We start from the raw sequence: 22,075 nt of genomic DNA, 5'->3' as shown, positions 1-22,075 counted from the left end.
TTCATCGGCGAAGTCGACGAGGAAACCGTCTACATCGGCGACGAGGACGAACTCGATTACGACGTATTGGTCTGGACGGGCGGTATCACCGGCCGCGATTGCATGCACGACGTGGATCTGGACAAGGACGAGCGCAACCACCGCGTCCACGCTGAAGGGAACTTCCAGACCGACGACGAGCGCGTGTTTGCTATCGGCGACTCTGCGCTGATCGACCAGCCGGGCGACCAGCCCGCGCCGCCGACGGCCCAGGCCGCCTGGCAAGCCGCCGAAGTCGCCGGCGAGAACCTCGCTCGCGCCGTTCGGGGCCAGCCACTCAAGACCTGGACCCACAAGGACAAGGGGACGGTCGTCTCGGTCGGCGAGAAGGCCGTTGCCCACGACGTGGTGAACGTCCCGATAGAGACGTTCGGCGGCGTGCCCGCGAAACTGCTGAAGAAAGCCATCGCCGCCCGCTGGATCAACGACGTGACCGGCGTCGGTCGGGCCGCCAAGGCCTGGCCCGACATGTAGTACCTTTTTACTTCGTCGGGTGTCCTCGCACGCTCTTCGAGCGTGCTGCGGGCACCACTCCTCGTAAAAATCTACGCTAAAAACGACCTCCGAATCGCGGCCGAGGCCGCGCTCGGAGTGAAACCGCGCCTTCGGCGCGGTATGCTACTTCTTCCACCACCGCACTGAACCGCCGCTGCTTCCACTAGCGCAAGACGAAAATCGGACTAGCGGTCGATAGACAGACCGGCGTGCCAGCCGTCGGCGTCGGATTCCTCGACAGCGGCGTCCATCTCGGCCAGATACGACACGGCGAGGCTGGCACACTTAGCCGCTTTGCGCTCGCCTTCGGTGCGAAACTCACCCGTGACGCGGTTGGCGTACACCGTACAGACAGCGCCGGCCCGCAGGCCGTACAGGTTCGCGAGCGTGAGGATCGTGGCGGCCTCCATCTCGAAGTTGAGCACGCCGGCCTCTTGCAGCGCCGCGATCCGTTCGTCGCTACCGCTGGCCTCGAACCCCTCGAACCCGGCGCGTGACTGGCCGGCGTAGAAACTGTCCGTCGAGCAGGTGACGCCGAGGTGGTAGTCATAGCCCAGTTCCTCCGCGGCGGCGACGAGCGCCGAGACGACGCGGTGGTCGGCGCTGGCGGGGTAGTCCTCGCGGACGTACTCCTTGCTGGTGCCCTCCTGTCGCACCGCGCCGGTCGTGATGACGAGGTCGCCGATGCTGGCTTCCTCCTGGATGGCCCCGCAGGAGCCGACCCGGATGAACGAATCAGCGCCGACGCGGGCCAGTTCCTCCAGCGCGATTGCAGCTGACGGGCCGCCGATACCGGTAGAGGTCACAGAGATTGGGGTCCCGTCGTGGGTGCCCGTCGCCGTGCGGTACTCCCGGTGTTCGGCGACGATGTCGTGGTCGTCCCAGTAGTCGACGACCTTCTCGACGCGCTCGGGGTTCCCCGGTAGCAGGACGCTGTCGGCCACGTCGTCCGCGCTCACTTCCAGATGGTACTGTACGTCGTCGTTCGGGTCTTCACTGTCGCCTGTCATTTGTCGAGGTGGTCGCTGGTGATGGTGTTGGGCAGGAGTTCGCCGAGTTCGTACACAGTCGGCTCGTCGCCGTCGGTGATGATCTCGAACGATTCGTCACAGAACTCGGCGAACGTCTGGCGGCACATCCCACAGGGGGTGACGCCGTCGCGCTTGCCCGAGGTGACGGCGACGCGCTCGAAGGACTGATGGCCGTCGCTGACGGCCGCGCCGATAGCCACTTCTTCGGCGTGTAAGCTGTTGCTGTAGTTCGCGTTCTCGATGTTACAGCCGGTGTAGACGCTGCCGTCGCTCGTTTCCAGCGCCGCGCCGACGGTGTACTCCGAGTATGGCGTGTAGGCCGCATCCATAGCGTCTCTCGCTGCGTCGAGGAGGTCTTCCATGCTCTGGGCGTCGGCGGGCCGCGTAGAAATTCTGTCGGTCTTGGTAGCGGTCGGGCGCTCGGGGATCAGGCGTCGGCGGCGCTGACCGCGGCGACGGCGTCGCGGACCGCCTGTGTGGTGTCCGCCACCAGCGCGTCGATGTCGTCGCTCTCAGCGTACACCCGGACGTACGGCTCGGTCCCGCTCGGGCGCACGAGCGTCCACGATCCGTCGTCGAAGGAGAGCCGGACGCCGTACTCCGTGGAGACGTCGGCCTCGGGGAACGTCTCGGGCAGACTGGATTCGAGCCGGGCCATCGTCTCCGCCTTGGCGTCGTCGGGGCACTCGACGCTCACCTTCTCGTAGGGCCGCTCGGAGATGACGGCCCGCCTGTCGGCGACGCCGTCCGCGGCGAACAGGCGCGTCAGCACGGCCGCGCTGGCGACGCCGTCGATCCAGCCGCCGAAGGCGGTGTGGATGTGCTTCCAGGGTTCGGCGGCGAAGACGACCTCGGTTTCGTCGGTCGCATTCGCACGAACGTCAGCGATACCCACGTGCAGCGAGCCCAGATGGATGCGCTCGACGCGGCCGCCGGCGGCTTCGACCCGCTCGTCGATGCGCCCGGAGGCGTTGGGTGTGGTCACGACTACCGGGTCCGAGACCGCCGCGGCGCGCGTGTAGTGCTCGGCGAGCATGGCGAGTATCGTGTCCTCGTGAATCACGTCGCCGTCGGCGTCGACGACGACGATGCGGTCGGCGTCGCCGTCGTGGCCGAACCCGAAGTCGGCGTCCGTCTCTGCGACGAACCGCCGGAAGTCCGCCAGCGTCTCCGGCGTCGGCTTGCTCTCGCGGCCGGGGAAGGTCCCGTCGACGTTGGCCTCCGTCGCCAGTACGTCGGCCCCGAGTTCCCGCAAGACCTGCGGCGTCGCCACGCTGGCCATCCCGTTGCCGCAGTCGACCGCAACTGTCAGTCCCGACGGGTCTGCGCCGAGCGATCCCGCGTAGTCGGCGACAGCGCCTCGGTACTGATCGAGGAAGTCGACCGATTCCGTATCGCCCCAGTCGCGCCAGGCCGTCGGCGTCGACCCCTCTTCGATCCGCTGCTCGATGCGGGTTTCGTCGTCGTCGCCGTACTCGGTGCCGTCGGCGAACACCTTGACACCGTTGTCCGTCGGCGGGTTGTGGCTCGCGGTGATCATCACGCCGTGCCGTCCCTGCGAGGCGTACGCCAGCGTCGGCGTCGGCACGCGGCCGATTCTGAAGACGCGCGCGCCGGCGCTTTGCAGCCCCGCGGCCATCGCATCGGCGAGGGCCGGCGAGGTCACGCGCCCGTCGTACCCCAGCACGAACGTCTCGCCGTCCCGGCCGGTGGCCTGCCCGACGCGCAACGCGAGGTCCGGCGTCACCTTCGATACGACATCACCGCGGATACCCGCGGTTCCGAACAGTTCCATACCGGCGATGCGGAAGCCGACCGTATAATTCTCTCGTTCGCACGTCAGTCTATAGTTGCCGTGTCCACGGCCCGCCGAGAACTGGAGTTGACGTCCGACACAAACGGCACAAAAGAGACCGCGAAGAGCCCGATTACAGCAGTTCGTCGAAGTCGTAGCCGTTGATGTCGACACCTTCGGCGGTGACGTCGGCGAGATAGATGCCGTTGCCGGAGCCGGTGTCGCGCTCGGCGGCGGCCTTGATCGAGGCGGCGGCGACCTCTTTGGCTTCTTCGTTGGTCATGTCGTCCTCGTAGCGGTCTTCGAGGGTCCCGTACGCGACGGTGAGCCCGGAACCGGTGACGGTGTAGTCGTCTTTCATGACGCCGCCGGCCGGGTCGATGGAGTAGACGTGATGGCCGTCGTCGTCGACCCCGCCGAGAATGGGGTTGATAGCGAAGAAGGGGCCGCCGCGGGCGAAGTTGCCGGCCAGCGTCGAGAGCCCCTTCATCGTGATGTCCTCGCCGCGTCGGGCTTCGTAGAGGTTGACCTCGGCGCGGAGTGTCCGGATGAACGACTGTGCGCCGCCGACGCTGCCGACGAGGGTTAGCGCCGCCGTCGGGTGGATCTGCTCGACCTTCTGGACGTTCTTGTTCGAGACGAAGCGGCCGCCCAGCGAGGCGCGCATGTCCGTCGCGATAACGACGCCCTCGGACGTGCTAATCCCGATGGTGGTCGTCCCGGTCTTGTTCACCTTCTCCGAATCCTGTGCGGACTGTTCGGGGAGTTCGCCGACCTCGGGCGCGTACGGGTCGCTCTGGAACTCCGCAGCAGCCTGGGGTCCAGAAAGCTCCGGCCCCGGAGTCATATCTCGCATTACTGTGCGATACTAGTCGGGCGCTGATAAAACCTCTTTTCCTGATGAACCTGACCGCCATCACTACGGTCAGACCCCAGTCGGCTGTCCCGTCTTACGCGCTCGCTTGCTCGTACGCCTCGTTGAGTCCCGACACGGCCCGGTCCATCGGCAGTCGGAGGCCGAACCGTTCCGTGATCATCGCTACCGGCAGCAGCATGATACCCAGCAGCAGGGTGAGTTGGTACAGTGCGAACAGCGTTGCGGTGTACAGTCGAGCTACCATCTTCCTCGGTCCATCCAGAGTGAGTGTAGTATATAAGCCTTGTTGCCGATTTCGAGTCCAGTATTATCGATAGTGAGGAAATAATGCGCCGCAGTCTTGCGGTTTGATTCTGACCATGAAATACCCAACCGTCGCCGGAACGAAGCCCCGAACTGACATAATGGGAGCGTGGGTCAGGCGGCTGGTTCGCATAAGTTATGGAGATAGTAACGGTGACGTGCGCACCACGGGCGAATCAAAACTATCGAATAGTCGGGCCACGAGAGCTAGTGTATGAACTACCTCGTGGCGATGGAAGCAGCCTGGCTGGTTCGTGACGTAGACGACATCGACGACGCTATCGGTGTAGCAGTGAGCGAAGCGGGGAAGCGGCTCAACGAGGCCGAGATGGACTACGTGGAGGTCGAGGTCGGCGCGACCGGCTGCCCGGCCTGTGGCGAACCGTTCGACTCGGCGTTCATCGCGGCCGACACGGCACTCGTCGGACTGGTGCTCGAGATGGACGTGTTCAACGCCGAATCCCCGGAACACGCTCAGCGGATCGCAAAGAGCGAGATCGGCGGCGCGCTCCGAGACGTCCCGCTGAAAGTCATCGAGGTGTTCGAGACCGAAGCTGACGAGGACGAAGCCGAAGCCGAAGCGTAGTCCGTTCTCCGTTTGATTCGCCCGCCTCGCTAGCCGTGGGCTTTTTATATTACCACGGGTAATCACCGGACATGGACTTACCGACGCCGCAGGACCTGCGGGAGCGCCGCAACGAACTCGGACTGACCCAGAGCGAACTCGCGGAGCGGGCCGACGTCTCTCAACCACTCATCGCCCGTATCGAAGGCGGCGACGTGGACCCGCGGCTGTCGACGCTACGCCGGATCGTGACCGCACTGGAAGAAGCCGAGGGCGGCATCATCAAGGCCCGCGACCTGATGAACTCCCCAGTCGTTGGCGTCGCGCCCGACGATTCCGTCCACCAGGCCAAGGAGCTGATGGACGAGAAGGGGTACTCGCAGGTCCCCGTTATCCGGGACGGGGCACCGCAGGGACTCATCGGCAACTCCGACATCCGCCAGCGCCCCGAAGAGAATGTCGGCGAACTTCCCGTCGCCGAGGTGATGAACGAGTCCATCGCGACCGTCGAACCCGACGCTCCCATCGACGAAGTCGATGCTTACCTGAACCACAATGCCGCCGTGATGGTCGTCGAAGGCGGGGAAACTATCGGTGTCATAACCGAAGCAGACATCGCCCGTACGGTCAGCTAACTCCGATTCTCAGATGCGCGAACCGCGATAGTGGCTCCGTAATGCCCGTAGGAGAGGCTTAACACCGAAAACGGTGTCAGGGGTATATGTCTATTCTCACTAACGAGAGATATAGCGATATGCCTGATCCCAGCGATCCGCTGTATGCCGAACTCGAACAAGCTCTCGAACACGCCGAAACCGAGGCCGCCAGATACCACATCCGGCAGGCGCTCCAGATACGGATCGCGGAGGAGACCGCCGGTAAAGACATCCTGTCCGCCTGACCGGATTCCGTCAGATCTTCAAACCACTCAGTCGGTGAGTTCCAGGCCGCGAATCGCGACCGCCTCGTCTCCGTCGGCCACTGTCCCAATCACGCGAGCGTCCTCGCTTTCGGCGACAATCTCGTCGGCGTCGGCTTCGGGGACCGCGGCGACGAACCCGGTGCCCATGTTGAACGTTCGGTGCATCTCTTCGTCGGTTACGTCCCCTTCCGCTTGAACGAACTCGAAGACGTCCTGGGCCTCGAAGGGATCCGTGATCTCGTACCGGTAGCTTCCCATCCGCGTGAGGTTGGTCCAGCCGCCGCCGGTGACGTGGGCCGCCGCGTGTGTCTCGTTGGCCCGGAGGGGGGCAAGCACCTCGCTGTAGATCCGCGTCGGCGTCAGCAGCTCCTCGGCGATGGTCCTGTCGGGCTTCGGCGGGAACGGGTCAGTGTACTCGTGGTCGCGCGTGACCGCTTCGCGTGCGAGCGTGAGGCCGTTCGAGTGAATCCCGGAGGAGGGCCAGCCGACGATTGCGTCACCCGGTTCGGCCTCGCCGGGGAAGACGGCGTCTTTCGGCGCCAGCCCGGCGCAGGTGCCGGCGATGTCCAGCCCCTTGATCACGTCCGGCATCACGGCGGTTTCGCCGCCGACCAGCGCCACGCCAGCCCGCTCGGCCCCCGTCCGGAGCCCTGCACCGATGTCCTCGCTCGTCCCCTCGTCGGGCGTCTCAACCGCGAGGTAGTCGACGAAGGCCACCGGCTCGACGCCGGTCGCGATGAGGTCGTTTGCGTTCATCGCGATGCAGTCGATGCCGATGGTCGAGTAGTCGTCGACGGCCTCCGCGACGAGGAGCTTTGTCCCGACGCCGTCCGTCGCGAGCGCGAGGTACTGGTCGCCGATGTCGACGAGCCCGGCGTAGTCGCCCTCGAACTCGCCGGCCGCGCCGATGAGCGCCTTCGTCGCCGCCTCGCTGGCGTCGATGTCCACGCCCGTCTCCGCGTAGGTCAGCCCCTCCGCGTCTTCCTCGTCCGTGTCGTCGGTCTCGGGTTCACCGTCGGTCATACCCGAGAGCGTGCGTGGCGCGGGCAAAAGAGCGTCGTTCCGGCGGAGCGATTGAGCCGCTCAGAGAACGAACAACGCACCGACTCCGAGCAAAATAGAGGGGATCGCCACGACCAGAAACACAGGCGTGCTCCATTCTCGTACCGTTCGGCCGTCGAGCGGGCCAAAGGGCAGCATGTTGAAGCCGGCGAGCAGGAGATTGATCTGCAGGCCCATTTCGGAGACTTCTTTGAGGAATCCTCCGACTCCTATAGATTCGGTTACGATGAACGGGACGAGGAAGACGACGGCGAGCGCGAGGTTCGTCACCGGGCCAGCGACGGCGATGAGGCCGTGTTGTTTCGCCGTGAGGCGGCCGCGGTGGACGACCGCGCCCGGCGCGGCGAACAGGAAGCCGACGAGGCCGCCCAGAACAGCGAACCCGAGCATCCGGTAATCGGCTTGGAACGCGGCGATCTGGCCGAACCGGACAGCGACGACTTTGTGAGCCAGTTCGTGCAACAGGAAGCCGACGCCGACGGTCAGCAGGCTGACCGCGAACGTACTGAGGATCTCGCCCGTCGACAGCCCGCCGAACTGGCCGAAGACAATGCGTCGGAACTCCCGTTCGAGGAAGAAGGTAAAGGCCAGCCCGAGCGCGAGCCAGGCGATAAGGAGGTCCCGGAGTTCGCGCTGACTGAAACTGAGGCCGCCGACGGTCCGGCCCTCGGTGGCGCGCTGTCGTCGGCCAGCCATCAGAGCACCCCCACGAGTATCTGCGTCCCTTCGCGGACGCCCTGCCAGAGCAGGCGTGAGACGCCCTGCATCCCGCCGATGTCCGACGAGATATACGGAATAAGGATCGGGAAGACGACGTACGAGGCAATCGCGCTGCCGACGTTCGTCAGCGCGACGACGAGGATCAACCGAAACAGCGGCACGCCGCGCATCCGACTGACGAGGTCACGCACCGGGGACTCCTGGTCGTTGAGTATCTCGTTGAGCGTCGCGATGTCGCTGATGTTGACGGAGATGTATCGCAGTTCGACGTAGCCCGCGAACCAGCCAGCGGCCAGCAGCGGAAACAGGCTCGTCAGCCAGCCGAAGGCCCCGGCGGCAGCGGCACTCGACCAGTGTGCGCCGGCCACCTTCGCCAGCCCGCCGGCCAGCACGGCGTTGACTACCACCAGCGCGATGAACAGCTCTAACAGCACTGCCTGGCTCGCGCCACCGAGGATGAGGAGGCCGAAGAAAACGAGGAAGACGACGCCGAAACCGTAGCCGACGAGTTTGTACAGTGAGAAGCGTCGACCGCCTTCGGTGCCGATGAGCGACTCCATCGGCGGGAGCGACTCCGGGTTGTCAAGGTAGTTCTCGATGCCCTCACGGTGGCCGGCGCCGACGACAGCGAGGACGTGATAGCCGGCCTCGCGGAGGGCGATCAGACGGTGGGCGATGAACGCGTCGCGCTCGTCGATGAGCGCCTCGGCTCCGCCGGGGGAGAACTGCCGGAACTCCTCCATCATCGCGGTGACCACGTCGGTGTCCGTCAGTTTCTCCATGTCGAACTCCTCGACGTCAGCCTCGCCGCGGAACCGGACCAGCAGCGCGGCGATGGGAATCCCGATACCGGCCGCGACGACACAGATGAGCAACAGCGTGTCGAGCAGGCCCTCGACTGTGCCGCCGAGGCCGCCCGGCAAAACCGACAGGGAGCCACTTGGGACGATGAACGGGCCACCGAAGGCCCCGGCGACGACCGCAACCAGCCCGCCGAAGACGGCACCGACGGTCAGCCCGACGGTCAACGGCGGCCCCATCTCGGCCGCGAGGCTGCCGACGAGCTTGAGTTTCTCGACGGCCGTCAGCCGCGCCCAGAACCGCTGGACGGTCGTCTGAATGTCCCGGTCGACGAGCGCGACGCCGAGGCCGAGCCGTTCGGCGGCGTCGATGCCCGCCTTCATGTCCGCGCCCGGCTCGATGTCGAATCGGTCCCCCAGCCGGGTCTGGATGTACGACAGCATCCAGTACGCGAGGAACTGGAAGACGGTGTTTCCGCGCAGGAGATCGCTCGCATCCAGGTCGTCGGGGGTCTCGCCCTTGATCTGGCGATACCGGCCCTCGTCGAGTTCGACGGCGACGATATCGGGCTCGGACTCCTCTATCGCTGCTTCCACTTCCTTGACGCTGTGCTCGGAAACGTGGGCGGTTCCGACGACGTCGACGCGCCCCGTCCCTGACGGCTCCGGGAACGCGTCTGCCGCCGACTCCGCGTGTTCGGTCATCATCCGCGTTACACATTCGTATCCTTTACCCTTGTCGGGTCCGGCTGACTGCCGAAACCGGTTTCGGAAATTATGTTGGTGGCTTTGTATGTTTTCGTCACGTGGCGAAGGTATTACCGACTCTCGTGTTAATACAGCCACAAATGCAGTGGTAACTACGGGACGGTGTCGGTATTCGTTGAGACCTGGATATTCCACCGATTCAAAAGACTGATATGTATGGGGTCAAACTGTGTCGGATATACGATGTATGATCTGACTGGATTCCAGCGGGACCTGCTGTATGTCATCGCAGGCCTTGACGAGCCCCACGGGTTAGCGATCAAGGAAGAGCTCGAAAACTACTACGAGAGCGAGGTCAACCACGGCCGACTGTATCCGAATCTTGATACGCTCGTCGAGAAGGCCCTTATCGAGAAGGGCGAACGCGACCGTCGAACGAACTTCTACACGCTGACCAAGCGCGGCCAGCGCGAACTCGACGCCCGGAAAGAGTGGGAAGCGCAGTACGTTTCCGCGTAGCTGGTTTTTGCGACCCGTTCGACAGACTCAACCGGGGTGCTGGCCAACCTCTCGCCGTGCCAACGGTACTGGAAACCTATATCGAGAACCGCTGGATGGTCCAGCCCAACCACTCGAACCACCTGGGTGCGACCCACGGGGGAAACGTCCTGAAATGGATGGACGAACTCGGTGCGATGTCGGCGATGCGCTTTGCCGGCGAAACCTGTGTCACCGTCCGGATGGATCAGGTGAATTTCAAGCGCCCGATACCCGTCGGCGACACCGCGCTCATCGAGGCGTTCGTCTACGACACCGGTGAAACGAGCGTCAAGGTTCGGCTCCGGGCCGCCAGAGAGGACCCCAAAACCGGCGAATCCGAATCGACGACGGAGTCGTACTCGGTGTACGTCGCCGTCGACGAGGACCGGAATCCGGTTCCAGTCCCCGACGTGACTACGGAAACGGACCGGGGTGAGCGGCTGCGACAGCGCGCCCTCGATGGGGAGGCGAAGCGCTGAAACTGTCGGTTGCAATCAGGTACCGAATATTGTGACCTTTATTCCGCTCCCCCGCCTACCACGACTATGACACTCGATGTCGAGACGCCGAAGCGACCGGAACTGTCCACCGGCGTCGCTGCCGACGAGTACGACGATGCGGACGTGCAGGGCGACGAATACCGGCGAGACGAGCTCGCGGAGGCCCTCGACGACGGGGCGTGGGAAGATGCCTTCGAGGAATGGGCCGCGGACGCGTCGCTCGATGCCGATCAGTGGGCAATCGTCACCGATCTGGGGCTCATCGAGGAGTTCGATTTCTTCTGGGACTCCTTCGCGGGCCGCGTCGGTTACCACGCCCCGGGCCTGCCCGAGGACTGGCGCGAGCGGGAGATCCACCCCGACATCGAATCCTGGGGAACCGTTTCGGGCATCAACGCCGGGCTGACCGAGTTCGGACAGGTCGTCTGTGAGGTGCTTGCCGACGAGTACATCGACTGGGAAGCGGAGGAAGTCGGTGCGGACGACCTCCCGGACTTTTGAACTCCGTGCACGTCGTCGGTTGCGAATCGCTTCGGTCAGGGTCGTCAGGGACCGGCAGCCTGATAACCACCCACGCGCTTGCACCAGATATGGCTGAAATCGTCACCCCACGCAAACGCGAATGCGAGCGGTGTGGGCGGGTCGACGAGTGGGACCCGGAACGACACAGTTGGCGTATCGTCACCGACGACGGCACCAAACAGTCCGGCGACCCACACTGTCTCCACGAGTGGGACATCAACGGCACGTTCAATCCGCTGGCCGAGTGAGTTCGCGGCACCGCTACTGTCGATTTCTCGCGGAGAGGTGCGTCACTGATAGAACGCAGTCCGTCGACGAAATCCCGTAAAAAACCTGGGTTGAGTCGAACAGTTGTCCGGGCAGTGCCCGGCTACCGTTAACCCGCTACGCTCCTGCTTTAGCCGTGTTCTCGGTCGTCGGGATGCGCGATTCGTCGCTGTTCCCGTCGCCCTGCTGAACCGATATCGGCTCCAGTTCGACGGTCGCGGCAGAACCGTCCTCACCGATGACCTGTCCTTCCGTGACCTCAGTCGTGCCAGTGAATCCAGTTCGCTCCCCGTTGTTGGTCCCGACGGCGGTGAACTGGTACTGGGTCTCGGCGCGGACGCTCACGTTCGTATACCCTTCGTCAGTACCCCAGTCTTCGTACCCAGTCGTCGAGTAGGGGACGGTCATCTCGAAGTTCCCGTTCTGATCGGTCTGGGTCCGCTGGCGGTAGACGAATGTCTTGTTCGTGGCCGGGTTGCGCATCTGGACGGCGGCCTGCACTGTCGTGTTCGCCGGGCCGGTGCCTTCGACAGTTGCCCCGGGCACGCGTTCGAATATCTTCGTCCAGGCGGAGTGCCGGTATTGCGGATTGTTCGGGAACGCCTCTGTCTCACTGGAACCGACGAGGCGGTAGTGCTCCATTGCCGGCACCCGCTCGCTGGGGTTGTCGCCGTAGCCACCGAGTTGCGATGTCGCGTCCTCTTCGACGTACTGACGTGCCTGCTCCATCGACTCGAACTGCCGGATGACCTGCCCTTGCTGTTGGCCCTCCGGTTCCTGTTCGTTGGTCGGTGCACCGCGGTACTGGGCACCCTGCTGTGTCTGCTTGTTCTCCCAGTCGACGACGATCGGCTGTGGCTCCGCGGCGCTGCCGTGGAACCGATACAGCCGGGTGACCATGGTCTCGTAGTAGGCCTGCCGCTGGAACGTTACCTGCTGGACGCCACCCTGGGACTGGAGGTACAGCCGGCTGTAGTAATCACTGGACTGAACCCCGTCGACGAAGGCCGGTGGGGCGAAGAACTTCCCACCGAGGTTTCCGTTGGTCTCGGCCATCTTCCAGTCGACAGCGACGTACCGCGTTTTCGCGTCATCCTCGTCTGTGCTGTCGAGGATATCGTTCGCCCGCGTTTCGTTCTGTGCAACGAGGAATGGTGCGGCCGTGTCCGTTCCCTGCTGGAAGGGGTTCGCGTTCGGCACGCGCTCGGCCCGCGTCGTAATCCAGTGCCCGTAGTCCCACCACGACAGGACGCCGTACTGGCCTTCCTGGTAGTCGAAGTCGTCCTGTTGTGGGTAGGTGCCGTAGTAATCTAGCGTCGCTTCACCGCCAGATCCGTACGCGCCTTCCGCGGGCGTGTTGGCTTCCATCCACTGCATGCTCTCGTCCCAGTTCTGGATCGCCGGTCCGGGACCTGTCGATCCGGCCTCGACCGGCGTCGCACCGAAGGCGAACAGCGGGACGACAATGACGAGAAGGACCGTGAGAACGGTCAAGACCTGATAGTATTCGATGCCGTCGTCGGCGCTGAAATCGAACCAGACGATGAACCGGCCGACGAGCATCCCCGACAGCACTGCGATCGGCGCGACGAGGTAGTACGCGAACCGCCGCTGGGTGAACGTGGCGAATAGGATGAACAGTGCCCAGACGACGACGAGTAGCTCTTCCGCAGGCGCGTCGTCGGAGAGGAACTGTTTCCCGAGCAGAATGAGGCCACCGATCGCCGCAACGATGACGGCGAACCCGTGTCGGTCGAACAGGATGCCGGCGTTTTGCAGCGGCGAAGCCTCACCGACGGTGCCGGCTGTTTCGCTGATCGTGAACCCGACGACCCGCATCACGTTTCGGGTCAGGAAATTCCACAGGTTCGGCGCCAACACTGCCAGCAGAACGGCCCCGAACGCGAGAATCCCGAACACGGCTGCCGGATACACGTACCGGCCGTACTCGCGCTGTTCCATGAACCGGGCCAGCCATGCCATGAACACGCAGCCGAAACCGACGGCCAATGCCAGACTCGGCTGGAGCAGCGACTGAGACGTTGCTGTGACTTCCAGGGCGGTGATCCGAGACGCACTGAGCACGGCGACAGTCGTCATCGTGATCGCGCCCGCAATGGCCGTGTGTTCCGGGCTGCTATCCTTAACGTACTCTAAGCTCAATCGGAGCAAGAAGAAGACACCGAGTATCCCGAGCAGCAGGACACCGGGCGGCCAGGTCCAGAGATACAGCGAGATGGCGACGCCAGCCAGGACGGACCAGGCAATCGTGTCCCGGAGTGCCGCGACGTCCCGTTCGAGAAACTGCTCGTAGATCGGCTTGTCCCGTGCGGCGACGCTGACTGCTACCATGACGCCGAGGACGCCGAGTACCTGGAAGAGCGCTTCCGCGACGTGGTGATCCGAGAACCCGACGAGGCTCCGCTGGAGAAGCGACCCCGTCGAGAACGCGAGCACGGTGACCGCGGTCACCCCGCCGATTCGGCCGCCGAGTCGCCGACCGATGAGGTACGTCGGAATCGCAACGAGCGTCCCGAACACGGCCGGTGCGAACAGGAGGGTCATCGCGACCGTCTGATCGCTGGGGGAACCCAGACCGATTATCAGGGCGGCCGTCGCGATGAGCTGGTCGAACAGCGTCCCGAACTGGCCGTTACTGGTCCCGTAGGGGAACGCCGTCCAGGGGTCAAACGGCATCGTCGAGGGCCAGTTGTTAACGACGTACTGCGTCGAGCGGTAGTGATACCAGGCGTCGTTCCCGCTGAAGAGCACCTCGCCGTCGACGATGAAGTTCTGCCAACTCCGGACGCGATTCCACAGCATGAACCCGAGCAGTACCAGGAGGACCGGGACGTGGTACCAGCGCTCGGCCCACTCCAGGGCGGACTCGAGTTCGGGGTTGTCGTCAAGATAGCCCCGTGATTGACTCATTGCACGGAAAAACTGCCAAGGCGCGCATAAGCCTTTTGACCTCTGTGCGAGCGCAGGATGGAAACGCCTAACAGCACCGGTGGCACACCACCGACCATGCGAGTCTCGGTCGTGCTCTGTACGCACACGATGGAGCGATACGATGACTGCCGAGCGGCGGCCGAGAGCGTCTTAGCCCAGACCTACGACGACGTGGAGCTTGTACTGGTTTCGGATGGGGACCGGGCTGTGTACGAACAGTACGAATCTGATTTCGGGGATCTGGACGGCGTTCTGATCCACTGTAACGACGAAAACGTCGGCCTGCTGGAGAGCCGGAACAACGGGGCCGAAGTCGCTACGGGTGACGTGGTCGCGTTCATCGACGACGATGCTATCGCTGACGAGGAATGGGTCGAAGAGTTAGTCGATGCCTACGAACGACACGACGCGCTCGCGGTGGGTGGCCGAATGACCCCAGCCTGGGTCGCCGGCAAACCCAGCTTTCTGCCCGCGGAGTTCTACTGGCTCATCGGCGTCACCCACCGCGGGTTCGGACCGAACGGCGACCCTGACGAAGCCGGCGTCGTGCGCAACACCTTCGGCTCGAACATCTCCTTCGATCGGGACGTGTTCCTCGAACTGGGTGGGTTCGAGGACGACATCGGTGGCCGCCAGGGCGAGAAGAACCTCCAGGGCGGCGAGACTGAGCTCTGTGCGCGCCTGCGAACCGAGTACGACGAAGGGGTGTACTACACCCCGGACGCGCTCGTCGCCCACAAGATATTCGACTACCGTACTGACCCCGGCTGGCTCGTCGACCGCGCGTTCTGGCAGGGGTACTCCAAGCGCGGGATGGAAGTGTTCGTTCCCGAGTCGACCGGCGAGGAGTCCGACTTCCTCGGTGACCTCCTGTTTCGATTCGTTCCGGCACGTCTCCGTGGACTCGCCGAATCCCCATCGTTCGGAGCGGTACTGCAACTCATCTTCCTGTTTCTTCTCACCGGCAGCGTCGGCGTCGGATACCTCTACGGGATGTACGTCTGGCGGTAGCCGCGGTCCGTCCGTCAGGCCTCAGTACCGTAGCGGCGTCTCAGTTCAGTACCGAATCTAGCACGTCTGTGGCTTCGCCAATAGTCAGGACACCGGAAACGTGACTCCCGAACGCGTAGACCCCCAGCCCGACGAGTGGGAGAACGGTCAGATCGACGAACCACGGTCCGTACGGTTCCAGTGCGAGCAACAGCAGCGTCGTGCCGAGACCGAGAGCGAGAACCCGACCCGCCGGGAACCCGGTGAGTGGCTTGAGCCCGACGTTACGTGCGGCTGCAACGTGGGTCACTGCCATAAGCCCATATGCAGCAGAGGTGCCGATAGCCGCGCCGATGATCCCGACACGCGGTATCAACAGCAGGTTCAGTACGACGTTGACGACCACCGACGCCCCCGTCGCGAGCAGTAACTGTCGCAGGTGCCCTCCGGCCTGTAGCACGGGCCAGATGACCCGTGCGACAGCAAACCCGAGCACGCCCGGGAGGAGGACCTGGAGCGGGCGGACGCTTGCCTCGTACGGTGCGCCGAAATACACGGTGAGGAACTGCTCGCCCAAGACGAACACGCCGGCGACGAGCAACACCGTGAGGACGACGACGTACCGGAGGAGCCGCGACAGCAGCGAGGTGAGTTGACCTAGCTTCCCGTCCGCCCAGAGGTCCGCCGTCGACTGAATCATTACCATCTCCATCGCTACTGAAACGACCCACATGAACTCAGAGACCTGTAGTGCCGCCCGGTAGTGCCCGGTTTTCGTCGCGTCCCAGAAATGGCTGACCAGGAGGACATCCACCTTGTACATGCTCGTCAGCAGAAGCGTCAGCGCCATCGACTGGACTCCGAACCGTACCAGTGGCTGAGTGTACGTTCGGAGGGCCAGGCTGCCTATCGACGGGAATACTCCGGCCTCACGGAACGCCAGTCCCGTCGAAACAAGTCCAGTAAGCAGAAACCCGGTCGCGAACCCGGCGAAGACACCCGGGACACCGTACCCGGAACCAGCTAAGGTGAGCCCCACGACAGCGAGGATGACTGACCGGGCGGGAACGAGCGGTTCAGCGAGCTCCTCCCGTTTGTACGCGTGGAGGACGCCACGCCCGAAGTAGTACAGTTGCTCGCCGACGACCGCGCCGAGCATCAGGTACAGCGCCAACTGCAGTGTTCCGTCGGTAAACCAAGTGATGAGCAGAGCTAGCGTCGGAATCCCGATGAGAAGGCTCCCGAGATGGAGTGCAAACGATGTGGTGACGACGCTGGTGCGGTCGTCGCCACTTTCCCGCGACGCGTACGTCTTGGTCGCTTCGAACAGCCCGAGATTCAGTATCTTCCGGCTTGGGAGAAAAATCGCCATCACCAGCGCGTAAGTCCCGAACCCGTCCTCGCCAACGGTACGAACTAGTAGCGGGATGAAAACGGCGAACGTCAGGAGCCGACCGAGGTCGCCGGTGAATACCGAGAGGTACCCTTTCAGAATGCTGCCGTCATCGGCCATCACTCGACGTAGCCGAGGTCGCGCATCTGTTGTTTGAGGTCGTCGTCCACGTCGTCCCGTTCGACGTCGACCGTTTCACCGTTCCGAACCATCGATACGTCGGCGTCACGGCTCACGATCTTCGTCTCGAAGTCCTGCCACGCGACGGTCGTGGTCCCGTGCCACGGGGCGATGGTGAGCGTCTGGTCGCGTGGCGTCTCGCGGACGTCTTTCCCGTGCCACTCGTCGGGAATCTCACCACCGACTTCGCCCAGCAGCGAGGGCGCGATGTCGAGGACGCTGAGTGGCTCACACAGCGAGAGGTCGTTCGTCGCCACGGGAACGGTCGTCAGCGTGTCAGCCACCCGTCGCCGCTGTGGCTGGTGGAAGTAGTGGCCGTCTTCGCCGAACTCGTCGCCGTGGTCCGAACTGAACACCACGAGCGGGTCCGACGAGTCGACGGCGTCGATCAGTCGCTCGATCTCGGCGTCCGCCCGGGCGAGGGACTGGCGGTACTTCCCCGTGATCGTCTCTTTTTCGTCCGCGTCGATCGTCTCTGGAGCGAACAGCGCTTTCCGGTCTATCTCTTTGGGGACGGCGTCGTCACCGAGGCCGTACGGGCGGTGCGTCCCCATCATGTGGAGCCACATGAACCGCGGCCCCGACTCGTCGTTGAACGCCGCTATCGCGTTGTCGATGAGTTCGTCGTCGGGTAGCCGGTTCGACAACTTCGCATGGGGTGGCCGGAAGCGGTGGTAGACCTTCCGGATGAGGTCGAACTGTGACGCGAACTGCCTGAGTGGATTGCCGCGGTTGCCCGCCTCGCAGTAGTTGTTGTACACGTCGAACCCGGCGTCGAACCCGAACCGCGGGTCAGTGTGGGGGGACGAGGAGAGACCGATCGTCGTGTACCCGGTCTGAGAGAACGCCTCGGCGACCGTCGGGGACATCGCGCGGGATTCGATAGCCCCCTGGTACGACGCGGTCAGAATACTGGCGAGGCTCGGTCGCGTGTAGTGGGCTCCGGTCACGCCCCGGTGGTTCGAGAACGTAGAAACGAACTCCATTGCGTCCAAGAAATCGTAGCGGACGGAGTCTGCAGTAACGAAGATGATGTCCCTCATTGCTACCAGCACCGATTGAGAAACACTTGAGTCCTGCGGTCAGTCCACGTAGCCGAGGTCTTTCAGCATCTCCTGGGTGTCGGCATCGACGTCCTGGTCGCTGACGTCGCTCCCGGCGCTGTCCCACGCTTCCAGCTTCTCCCGGAGGTCGTCGTACGGCGTCCCGTCTGTCGCGCCAGCGGCGACGAGGTCGTTCGTCTCGTCGGGGTCCGCCGAGAGGTCGTACAGCTCGTGCTCGGCCCCCTCACGGATTAGTTTCCACCCGGGCGTGCGGAGGCCGATCGACTCCGCGAACTCCGGATAAGCAGTCAGGAAGGCGTCGCGGTCACCCGGCGGCGTGCCGTCGTCGTTCGTGCGGATGCTCCACCCCTCGAACTCGTCCGGGACTTCGACGTCCAGCAGGTCAAGCACCGTCGGCGCGATGTCGATCGTTCGGATCTGCTCGGAGACGGTCTCCGGGTCGATGTCCGGGTGATGGAACGCGAGCGGGACGTGGAGCTCCTCGTCGTAGAGCTGTCGGCCGTGGCCCGTGTAGCCGTGGTCGTCCAGCGCCTCGCCGTGGTCGGCGGTGAGAATTACGAGCGTATCCTCACGGAGGTTTCGTGCTTCGAGTTCATCGAGTAACTGTTGTACGTACCCGTCAACGAGTTTCATCGCGGCCGTGTACTCGTCGTGTTCGTCGAGATCGCTCCGGTCGTAGTTCCGCGGCTCGTGCATGTCGAAGTAGTGGACCCAGCCGAAGAAGGGGCCGTCGACGCGGTCGAGCTGGTCGACAGCGTCCTGTGTCACGCTCTTGGCCGTTCGGCAGTGCAGCCTGATGAGGCCTGTCTGGCGCAGGAGCGACTTCAGGTTCCACTGTTCCGTTCCGATATCCTTCACCGCGCCGAACACCGTGTTGAACGTCTTCGTGTCGTATATTCGACTCAGAATCGGGTACAGCGTATCGTAGGAGCCGCCTCCGTCACAGTACTCGTCGAACCCGCGTCCGAGCCCCGAGTGCTCATCGCTGAGGTGGTCGACACTGACGACGCCGAACGTGTCGTGCCCTTCCTCCTGTATCTCCTCTGCGAGTACAGGAACAGATTCATCCAGCCCCCAGCCGTTCTCCTGCACGCCGTGCGTGTGGGGGTACGAGGCGGTCATGAACGACGTGAGGCTCGGGTCGGTGGTGTTCGCCACGGTGAACGCCTGATCGAAGTACAGACCGTCAGTCGCCAGTCGTTCGAGCGTCGGGACGATGCCCTCCGAGATTCCCCGCTGAAGCCAGTCTTCACGGAGACAGTCGATGCTGACGAGCAGTACGTTCTCGATGGCGGGTGATTTGAAATCTTGCATTGTCAGTCTTCACCGATAATAGCGCTCACGCGGTACGGTTCCTCGTCCCGATATTGCTGTTTCACGATCATCTCCGCGAGGAAGCCGAACATCACCAACTGAACGCCGAATATGACGAGGGCGACGGTCAGTATGAGCCGCGGTACGTGCGGCTCCAGCGAGCGTCCGAAGGCGTATTTAAGAAAGACCATGTGGGAGCCGATGAGGGTACCGATCATCATCAGGACCAGCCCGATACCACCGAAGAAATGCGACGGCCGGGTGGAAAACCGGTTCCAGAAGACGTGAAACAGGAGGTCGACGAATCCTTTGACCAGCCGTTTCATGCCGTACTTCGTCTCCCCGGCGGTTCGTGGTCGGTGGTCGACGGGTAGCTCCGTTATCTTGTACCCGCGCTTGTGTAACTTCGCCGGGATGTAGCGGTGGCCCTCCCCGTAGAGGTCTATCTCTTTCAGTCCCGTGGCCCGATAGGCGGTCAGTGTACACCCGAAGTCGTGGATGTCAGGGCCGGTCAGCTTCGCTAACCGCGTCTGTATCGCCGACGGGATGGTCTTCGAGAGCGGATCGTCGCGGTCACGCCGCCACCCGCTGACACAGTCGTACCCCTCTTCGAGCTTCGTGAGCAGTTTCGGGATGTCTGCCGGGTTGTTTTGCCGGTCAGCATCCATCGTCACGATGTAAGTGCCCGTAGCGTAGTCGATTCCGGCAGCCAGTGCGGCGCTCTGTCCGAAATTGCGTCGGAGGAGGACGCCGGTCACTTCGTCACGGTCCGTCGCGATCTGTCGTATCGCCTCGGCCGTCCCGTCCGTGCTTCCGTCGTCAACGATAACTATTTCGTACGGCCCGTACGCCGTATCGTCACGGAACGTAGACTGGATCTCATCGATCAGCGGCTCCAGGTTCTCGGATTCGTTATAGGCAGGAAGCACAATAGAGGTCTGGACGTCACTGTCGGTCGATGTCGCTGCCACGACCGATCCATCCGGTATGCTCCCTGTCTTTGCCATCTTAAGGCTCTGTATGTGCTACAAGATGCGCATTTATTAACAGTTGCCATTTGCTACCTGTCCGAGTCAGGCGGATAACCCGTATATCAACCGTATTGGAGTATCAGAGCACTGTTCAAGTAATATCTTTGGAGCAATACACCGGCCGGCAACTACCGCCAGGTGACGGGATTTAGTTGCCGTTCCCCGGAACCGTACAGACTATTACGATCAGTAGTCAATCACGAGGAAATGCCCTCTAGTTTGTGGGACAGAATCAGCAAATTTGTTCGACGCGAGCCGTATGTGCTACTCGTCGCGTTCGTTGCGTTCCTGCTGATGTTTTACGGAACCTGGCGGCTGCGCCCGCATCTGACGTTTCCCGACGAAACCGGCGCTATCGAACTCGCACTCAGGATGGGCTACGAGCAGAACCCCTTCATAGACAGCTTCCGGAAAGGAGGGAACCTCCACCTCTATTTGCTCGCGCTCTCGTTCGTCCCGGTCGCGCTGTACTGGCTCGTGACCGGACAGCTCGGTGATATCATGTCGGGAGCGGCTAGTGTCGGGAGTTCGCCCAGCTGGGGCGTGTCTCCGGACCTCCTCACAGCGTTCTACGACGTGCTGTTCGCCGGTCGGCTTGTCTCTGTCCTGTTCGGCGTTGGTACTGTCGTCGTCGTGTACTATCTGGGACGGGAGCTACTGGATCGCCGGGCCGGAATCCTCTCGTCGGTGTTTCTCACGTTCACTGTCGGGTACGTCCTGACGGCCCATTACGCCACTGAAGACGTCCCGATGACGTTTTTCCTGATGCTCGGGTTCCTGCTCACGGTTCGCGCGTTTCACACACCGGAAACCAGAACGCTTCTCGCTGCCGCGCTGGTGGCCGGTCTGGCAACGTCGACGAAGGCGACTGCCGGGCTCCTCGTCCTGCCCATCGCTGTCGTCATCATCGAACGCCACTGGGGCGAGTCGGCGACCGTCGCCGACTTTATCGGAACGGTCTGGAGGTACCCGGCGCTAACGATACTCGGATACGTCACCACGACGCCGTCGTTATTCGTTCATCCGGGTTCGTGGGCCGACGAGATATCCCGGTACGTCGTCCGGAGTACAAGTGATGTTTCGTACAGCTGGTCGGACCCCGGATGGCTCATCCAACTCGCACATCTCGCCGAAGGACAGGGGATAGCGCTGTTCCTGTTCTCGCTACTCTCCGTAGTGCTTGTCGTCGCGTTCCTCTTGCGTGGTGCGGTCGATAACGCGGGCTGGCTGTTGTTCCTCTATGCCGTTCCGTACTTTACGGTCCTCATACAGGGGAACATGACACAGTTCCCCCGGGTAATGCCGCTGTTCCCGATTCTCGCAGTCCTGGCTGGCATCGCCGGATCCGAGCTGACCCAGTCGGCCCGCTCGGTCCGCGTGGCCGGTCTCGGGCTCCTGACGCTGGTTGTGGTATTCTCGGGCGTACACACCGTCGCCGGTGTTACCGATATCAGCCAGTCACGCCAGGACGCAACCGAGTGGACGCACAACAACCTAGATAGCTCCGATACCGTCGACGTATACTCACAGCGAGTGTACCTCCCGGAATTCCCCGAGGAAACGACGGTGAACCGATACGAGATACACTCTTCTTTCCCCCGCGAAGAGTGGCAACCCGGACTTGATCGGCTGGACTGTAACGCGCCCGAGTACGTTGTCCTCTCCAGCTACCACTACTTCCGATTTTTCAAGGACCCATCGGTGTATCCCGAGGTGACCGACCGCATGTCGGCGCTGTTCGCCGAGGAAGAGTACGAGATCGTCCGGACGTTCGGTCCGCCGATTGATACCGAACTCAGTGCGGAGCGGAAATTCAAAGACAGCGCCGGACTATCGTCGTTCCCCGAGGACGGGAACCCGACTATCGTTGTGCTGAAGCGGATAGACGATGAACCGACCTGCTGATGACAACTGTGTGTCGACGCCACTCCCCGCCGCCTGCCCGCGTTATACAAGTATACAACATGATAGCTAACGCAACCGTGTCTCACAACTGGGGTCGACC

The 22,075-nt window shown here is 63.1% G+C and carries 23 protein-coding genes; 10 read left to right on the top strand and 13 right to left on the bottom strand.

Annotation, left to right across the window (positions count from 1 at the left end; translation table 11 throughout):
* On the top strand, positions 1–513 hold a 513-nt coding region (locus ACY9XZ_RS13220), incomplete at its 5' end, for an NAD(P)/FAD-dependent oxidoreductase (protein WP_463457479.1).
* A 206-nt stretch (positions 514–719) separates the two neighbouring features.
* Here ACY9XZ_RS13220 and ACY9XZ_RS13215 read toward each other — a convergent pair.
* The 5 genes from ACY9XZ_RS13215 to ACY9XZ_RS13195 all read right to left on the bottom strand — a co-directional run bounded on the left by ACY9XZ_RS13215 (position 720) and on the right by ACY9XZ_RS13195 (position 4,481).
* On the bottom strand, positions 720–1,544 hold the full coding sequence (locus ACY9XZ_RS13215; protein ID WP_463457478.1) for a nucleoside phosphorylase: 825 nt from the start codon (positions 1,542–1,544) through the stop codon (positions 720–722).
* Positions 1,541–1,927, bottom strand: a complete 387-nt coding sequence (cdd, locus tag ACY9XZ_RS13210; RefSeq protein WP_463457477.1) for a cytidine deaminase — start codon at positions 1,925–1,927, stop codon at positions 1,541–1,543. Before cdd ends, ACY9XZ_RS13215 begins: the two co-directional genes overlap by 4 nt.
* Before the next feature lie 65 nt (positions 1,928–1,992).
* Positions 1,993–3,360, bottom strand: coding sequence for a phosphopentomutase/phosphoglucosamine mutase (locus ACY9XZ_RS13205; protein ID WP_463457476.1), 1,368 nt, complete (start codon positions 3,358–3,360; stop codon positions 1,993–1,995).
* A 133-nt stretch (positions 3,361–3,493) separates the two neighbouring features.
* The gene (gene psmB / locus ACY9XZ_RS13200) at positions 3,494–4,207 is read right to left on the bottom strand and encodes an archaeal proteasome endopeptidase complex subunit beta (protein ID WP_463457489.1); all 714 of its coding nucleotides are present in this window, start codon (positions 4,205–4,207) and stop codon (positions 3,494–3,496) included.
* A 103-nt stretch (positions 4,208–4,310) separates the two neighbouring features.
* Positions 4,311–4,481: a hypothetical protein gene (locus ACY9XZ_RS13195; protein ID WP_463457475.1), complete on the bottom strand. Its 171-nt coding sequence runs from the start codon at positions 4,479–4,481 to the stop codon at positions 4,311–4,313.
* A 273-nt stretch (positions 4,482–4,754) separates the two neighbouring features.
* Between ACY9XZ_RS13195 and ACY9XZ_RS13190 the strand changes: the two genes are divergently transcribed.
* The 3 genes from ACY9XZ_RS13190 to ACY9XZ_RS13180 all read left to right on the top strand — a co-directional run bounded on the left by ACY9XZ_RS13190 (position 4,755) and on the right by ACY9XZ_RS13180 (position 6,006).
* Positions 4,755–5,126 carry a DUF555 domain-containing protein gene (locus tag ACY9XZ_RS13190; protein ID WP_137682236.1) on the top strand — a complete coding sequence of 124 codons (372 nt, stop codon included), beginning with the start codon at positions 4,755–4,757 and terminating at the stop codon, positions 5,124–5,126.
* 71 nt (positions 5,127–5,197) lie between these two features.
* Complete coding sequence (locus ACY9XZ_RS13185; protein WP_008309731.1) at positions 5,198–5,740, top strand: CBS domain-containing protein; 543 nt, start codon at positions 5,198–5,200, stop codon at positions 5,738–5,740.
* A 119-nt stretch (positions 5,741–5,859) separates the two neighbouring features.
* Complete coding sequence (locus tag ACY9XZ_RS13180; RefSeq protein ID WP_463457474.1) at positions 5,860–6,006, top strand: hypothetical protein; 147 nt, start codon at positions 5,860–5,862, stop codon at positions 6,004–6,006.
* 27 nt (positions 6,007–6,033) lie between these two features.
* On the opposite strand, the gene purM is transcribed toward ACY9XZ_RS13180, so the two are convergent.
* The 3 genes from purM to ACY9XZ_RS13165 are packed head-to-tail and all read right to left on the bottom strand — an operon-like array spanning position 6,034 to position 9,314.
* Positions 6,034–7,050, bottom strand: a complete 1,017-nt coding sequence (gene purM / locus ACY9XZ_RS13175; protein WP_463457473.1) for a phosphoribosylformylglycinamidine cyclo-ligase — start codon at positions 7,048–7,050, stop codon at positions 6,034–6,036.
* 60 nt (positions 7,051–7,110) lie between these two features.
* On the bottom strand, positions 7,111–7,785 hold the full coding sequence (locus ACY9XZ_RS13170) for a zinc metalloprotease (protein ID WP_463457472.1): 675 nt from the start codon (positions 7,783–7,785) through the stop codon (positions 7,111–7,113).
* Positions 7,785–9,314 carry a TraB/GumN family protein gene (locus ACY9XZ_RS13165; protein WP_463457471.1) on the bottom strand — a complete coding sequence of 510 codons (1,530 nt, stop codon included), beginning with the start codon at positions 9,312–9,314 and terminating at the stop codon, positions 7,785–7,787. The genes ACY9XZ_RS13170 and ACY9XZ_RS13165 overlap by 1 nt, the downstream gene beginning before the upstream one ends.
* A gap of 246 nt (positions 9,315–9,560) precedes the next feature.
* Here ACY9XZ_RS13165 and ACY9XZ_RS13160 point away from each other — a divergent pair, with 246 nt between their 5' ends.
* The 4 genes from ACY9XZ_RS13160 to ACY9XZ_RS13145 all read left to right on the top strand — a co-directional run bounded on the left by ACY9XZ_RS13160 (position 9,561) and on the right by ACY9XZ_RS13145 (position 11,127).
* Positions 9,561–9,836, top strand: coding sequence for a PadR family transcriptional regulator (locus ACY9XZ_RS13160; protein ID WP_004515723.1), 276 nt, complete (start codon positions 9,561–9,563; stop codon positions 9,834–9,836).
* Positions 9,837–9,892: 56 nt separating this feature from the next.
* Complete coding sequence (locus ACY9XZ_RS13155) at positions 9,893–10,336, top strand: acyl-CoA thioesterase (protein WP_463457470.1); 444 nt, start codon at positions 9,893–9,895, stop codon at positions 10,334–10,336.
* Positions 10,337–10,402: 66 nt separating this feature from the next.
* On the top strand, positions 10,403–10,858 hold the full coding sequence (locus tag ACY9XZ_RS13150) for a hypothetical protein (protein ID WP_463457469.1): 456 nt from the start codon (positions 10,403–10,405) through the stop codon (positions 10,856–10,858).
* An 89-nt stretch (positions 10,859–10,947) separates the two neighbouring features.
* On the top strand, positions 10,948–11,127 hold the full coding sequence (locus ACY9XZ_RS13145) for an HEWD family protein (protein WP_424329508.1): 180 nt from the start codon (positions 10,948–10,950) through the stop codon (positions 11,125–11,127).
* A 136-nt stretch (positions 11,128–11,263) separates the two neighbouring features.
* Here ACY9XZ_RS13145 and ACY9XZ_RS13140 read toward each other — a convergent pair whose 3' ends face one another.
* The gene (locus ACY9XZ_RS13140) at positions 11,264–14,077 is read right to left on the bottom strand and encodes an oligosaccharyl transferase, archaeosortase A system-associated (protein WP_463457468.1); all 2,814 of its coding nucleotides are present in this window, start codon (positions 14,075–14,077) and stop codon (positions 11,264–11,266) included.
* Between the two features lie 96 nt (positions 14,078–14,173).
* Between ACY9XZ_RS13140 and aglG the strand changes: the two genes are divergently transcribed.
* On the top strand, positions 14,174–15,109 hold the full coding sequence (gene aglG / locus ACY9XZ_RS13135; protein ID WP_463457467.1) for a glucosyl-dolichyl phosphate glucuronosyltransferase: 936 nt from the start codon (positions 14,174–14,176) through the stop codon (positions 15,107–15,109).
* A 40-nt stretch (positions 15,110–15,149) separates the two neighbouring features.
* Here aglG and ACY9XZ_RS13130 read toward each other — a convergent pair whose 3' ends face one another.
* Genes ACY9XZ_RS13130 through ACY9XZ_RS13115 form a run of 4 tightly spaced genes read right to left on the bottom strand, consistent with a single transcriptional unit; the run spans position 15,150 to position 20,046 of the window.
* On the bottom strand, positions 15,150–16,601 hold the full coding sequence (locus ACY9XZ_RS13130; RefSeq protein WP_463457466.1) for a lipopolysaccharide biosynthesis protein: 1,452 nt from the start codon (positions 16,599–16,601) through the stop codon (positions 15,150–15,152).
* Positions 16,601–17,704: a sulfatase-like hydrolase/transferase gene (locus ACY9XZ_RS13125; RefSeq protein ID WP_463457465.1), complete on the bottom strand. Its 1,104-nt coding sequence runs from the start codon at positions 17,702–17,704 to the stop codon at positions 16,601–16,603. The genes ACY9XZ_RS13130 and ACY9XZ_RS13125 overlap by 1 nt, the downstream gene beginning before the upstream one ends.
* 39 nt (positions 17,705–17,743) lie before the next feature.
* The gene (locus tag ACY9XZ_RS13120; RefSeq protein ID WP_463457464.1) at positions 17,744–19,039 is read right to left on the bottom strand and encodes a sulfatase; all 1,296 of its coding nucleotides are present in this window, start codon (positions 19,037–19,039) and stop codon (positions 17,744–17,746) included.
* Positions 19,040–19,041: 2 nt separating this feature from the next.
* Complete coding sequence (locus tag ACY9XZ_RS13115) at positions 19,042–20,046, bottom strand: glycosyltransferase family 2 protein (protein WP_463457463.1); 1,005 nt, start codon at positions 20,044–20,046, stop codon at positions 19,042–19,044.
* A gap of 285 nt (positions 20,047–20,331) precedes the next feature.
* Here ACY9XZ_RS13115 and ACY9XZ_RS13110 point away from each other — a divergent pair, with 285 nt between their 5' ends.
* Complete coding sequence (locus ACY9XZ_RS13110) at positions 20,332–21,975, top strand: ArnT family glycosyltransferase (protein WP_463457462.1); 1,644 nt, start codon at positions 20,332–20,334, stop codon at positions 21,973–21,975.
* The last annotated feature ends 100 nt before the right edge of the window (positions 21,976–22,075 follow it).

The sequence above is a fragment of the Haloarcula sp. HT12 genome (genome assembly GCF_055271655.1).
The sequence above is the reverse complement of the archived record's forward strand: the minus strand, read 5'-3'. Positions and strand labels throughout refer to the sequence as shown.

Bases quoted from the DNA above. Each gene is read 5' to 3' on its own strand.
- ACY9XZ_RS13215 (WP_463457478.1), bottom strand. From the start codon at position 1,544: ATGACAGGCGACAGTGAAGACCCGAACGACGACGTACAGTACCATCTG.
- cdd (WP_463457477.1), bottom strand. From the start codon at position 1,927: ATGGAAGACCTCCTCGACGCAGCGAGAGACGCTATGGATGCGGCCTAC.
- ACY9XZ_RS13205 (WP_463457476.1), bottom strand. From the start codon at position 3,360: ATGGAACTGTTCGGAACCGCGGGTATCCGCGGTGATGTCGTATCGAAG.
- psmB (WP_463457489.1), bottom strand. From the start codon at position 4,207: ATGACTCCGGGGCCGGAGCTTTCTGGACCCCAGGCTGCTGCGGAGTTC.
- ACY9XZ_RS13195 (WP_463457475.1), bottom strand. From the start codon at position 4,481: ATGGTAGCTCGACTGTACACCGCAACGCTGTTCGCACTGTACCAACTC.
- ACY9XZ_RS13190 (WP_137682236.1), top strand. From the start codon at position 4,755: ATGAACTACCTCGTGGCGATGGAAGCAGCCTGGCTGGTTCGTGACGTA.
- ACY9XZ_RS13185 (WP_008309731.1), top strand. From the start codon at position 5,198: ATGGACTTACCGACGCCGCAGGACCTGCGGGAGCGCCGCAACGAACTC.
- ACY9XZ_RS13180 (WP_463457474.1), top strand. From the start codon at position 5,860: ATGCCTGATCCCAGCGATCCGCTGTATGCCGAACTCGAACAAGCTCTC.
- purM (WP_463457473.1), bottom strand. From the start codon at position 7,050: ATGACCGACGGTGAACCCGAGACCGACGACACGGACGAGGAAGACGCG.
- ACY9XZ_RS13170 (WP_463457472.1), bottom strand. From the start codon at position 7,785: ATGGCTGGCCGACGACAGCGCGCCACCGAGGGCCGGACCGTCGGCGGC.
- ACY9XZ_RS13165 (WP_463457471.1), bottom strand. From the start codon at position 9,314: ATGACCGAACACGCGGAGTCGGCGGCAGACGCGTTCCCGGAGCCGTCA.
- ACY9XZ_RS13160 (WP_004515723.1), top strand. From the start codon at position 9,561: ATGTATGATCTGACTGGATTCCAGCGGGACCTGCTGTATGTCATCGCA.
- ACY9XZ_RS13150 (WP_463457469.1), top strand. From the start codon at position 10,403: ATGACACTCGATGTCGAGACGCCGAAGCGACCGGAACTGTCCACCGGC.
- ACY9XZ_RS13145 (WP_424329508.1), top strand. From the start codon at position 10,948: ATGGCTGAAATCGTCACCCCACGCAAACGCGAATGCGAGCGGTGTGGG.
- ACY9XZ_RS13140 (WP_463457468.1), bottom strand. From the start codon at position 14,077: ATGAGTCAATCACGGGGCTATCTTGACGACAACCCCGAACTCGAGTCC.
- aglG (WP_463457467.1), top strand. From the start codon at position 14,174: ATGCGAGTCTCGGTCGTGCTCTGTACGCACACGATGGAGCGATACGAT.
- ACY9XZ_RS13130 (WP_463457466.1), bottom strand. From the start codon at position 16,601: ATGGCCGATGACGGCAGCATTCTGAAAGGGTACCTCTCGGTATTCACC.
- ACY9XZ_RS13125 (WP_463457465.1), bottom strand. From the start codon at position 17,704: ATGAGGGACATCATCTTCGTTACTGCAGACTCCGTCCGCTACGATTTC.
- ACY9XZ_RS13120 (WP_463457464.1), bottom strand. From the start codon at position 19,039: ATGCAAGATTTCAAATCACCCGCCATCGAGAACGTACTGCTCGTCAGC.
- ACY9XZ_RS13115 (WP_463457463.1), bottom strand. From the start codon at position 20,046: ATGGCAAAGACAGGGAGCATACCGGATGGATCGGTCGTGGCAGCGACA.